Here is a 1,829-nt window from a genome sequence, read left to right as displayed (position 1 = left end):
TCATCACCGGCACCAAACCAGCACACGACACGAGATTGTCATCATCGAACACCGCCGACGAGGGCGCGAACCTGTGACACACTCTCACCGAAAGTGCCTTTCTTGAGCTGGACGATTGTTGTCTGGAAACTCCAATCATCCCAGGTCAAAAGGCACTTTCCTCATCTCGACACCCGAAACGAACCCAATCCATCCGTGGATCGAGGTTTAGGACCACTGTTGCGTCTTTCCCAACGTACACGTAAGCGCCTCTACCAAGCTCGTCCAATTTAAACTGGGGCGCCACAACAGGATCGCAACAGCATCTTGCGTGCCTTGTGGCTGACGCCATGACCGCCGTCGCGTCCGGCGATCCTTCCTGCTCCATGATCGGTGATTCCGTTGATTCTGTTTGCCGGTGGGAATGGGGGTGTTTCCTGTGAGGACTCGCAATTCTTCGCGAAACTTTCGAATATTTCGCACCTTGGAAAGCTCACTCCCAGACCATCGAAGCTTGCAAGAATAGGCCCCAAAGGAATTCCGCCCCATAGCGGTCTTCGTTCCACAAGAACTCATAAGCTTCCTCCGCGGGAAGGATGTCGTCGAATAGCGGCCTTTTGGTACGTCGAATCGCCGGACCGAAACACTCATCAAATTCGGGAATGTCGCAACTCCAAGCTGCCAGCTGCGCCGGAGATTCGACATCGAGCGATGTGTGCTCGGTGTGCGTGTAACCCGCTGACTCAAGTAGTCCGTTAGCGTCAGCGTAGGCGTTGAATTTGAAGCCGGGCCACAACACGCTGTTGTACTTCAGTGATGTGGCGTCCTCGTCAAGAACTCCTAACAGTGTCTTCATGTCTCGAAATCGCGATGTCGCTTCGCTGAGGGCTTCTGCTACCCGATCGTGAATACGTACTGCCTCGTCCAAAGATAGCCCTGCCTTGGCCAGCTTGGCATCTAATAGGCCCCGGGTATCTTTTAAAGACAGTCGCGGCTTCATGGTCATCAGGAGATAAACCTCGAAGTTGACTACTGCTGCATGCAAAGTTACATTCATCGCCTACTCCACTACTTCGGCAAAAACTGATAGAGGTCGCCGCGAAATACAGAAAGCGTTCCGCCCGGGGCTACCATGATAGCTTCCCCGAACTTCGGGTTAGCGGGTAGCACCAGCTTTGCTCCATTAGGCCCGTTGACAATACCCCCAGTTTGACCCCACGCCGCTTCCCCCGCGGCTTCGGCCGCCTCCGCGGCCTGTTGCTGATCGCCGATGTGCAATTGATTAATCCTGTCGACCAAAGTATTCAGTCTTGAGCCTTTAGGAACGTGTTCCATGACATCATTACCGATTTGCGTGGCCTGATCGGTAATACTCGGGCTTGAAGGCGCACCCGGTTGGTTTGGCGGGGGCTCGGAACCGGGTGTACCCGGCTGCGTGGGGCCTGGGGCGGGTTCGCCTTCTATGGGTATGCCTAAGTCGTTTAAGCGGGCCCGGATTGCGGTTAGGCGTTCAAGGAGAGGACCGCGCGAGGCGATGCAGGCGTTGTATTGGGCCGGCGGCAGCGGCCCGACGTTTTCGACGCCGCATCGGGCGTTCCACGCCCGTATCTCAGCGTTAACTTCGGCCCATTCTGCGATCGCCTGCTCGGCGCTCATGTCTTTAGGGTCGACCGGCATGGGTGGCGGGGTCGGGTCACGCGGTAGGGGGAAAGATGGTGCCGCCGGGGCCGGTACTAGCCCTGGCGGGCCGAAGCCCAGCATTTGGACACCGCCGTTGCCAGTTCCGGGTGTTGTAGCAGACGGCGCGGTACTGGCGGGACCGGGATCGTCGAGTGTGACGGGTGCGGGGG

General features: G+C 57.4%; 2 protein-coding genes. Both read right to left on the bottom strand.

Annotated elements, in window-relative coordinates; translation table 11 throughout:
- Nucleotides 1-472: 472 nt before the first annotated feature.
- Nucleotides 473-1,036: a hypothetical protein gene (locus EET13_RS29820; RefSeq protein WP_136623103.1), complete on the bottom strand. Its 564-nt coding sequence runs from the start codon at nucleotides 1,034-1,036 to the stop codon at nucleotides 473-475.
- Nucleotides 1,037-1,047: 11 nt separating this feature from the next.
- Nucleotides 1,048-1,635, bottom strand: a complete 588-nt coding sequence (locus EET13_RS31175; RefSeq protein ID WP_244603764.1) for a hypothetical protein — start codon at nucleotides 1,633-1,635, stop codon at nucleotides 1,048-1,050.
- Between the last annotated feature and the right edge of the window lie 194 nt (nucleotides 1,636-1,829).

It is taken from the genome of Mycobacterium attenuatum (assembly GCF_900566085.1).
GTDB lineage: Bacteria > Actinomycetota > Actinomycetes > Mycobacteriales > Mycobacteriaceae > Mycobacterium > Mycobacterium attenuatum.
Note: the sequence above shows the minus strand (reverse complement) of the source record. Positions and strands in the feature narration are given on the sequence as shown.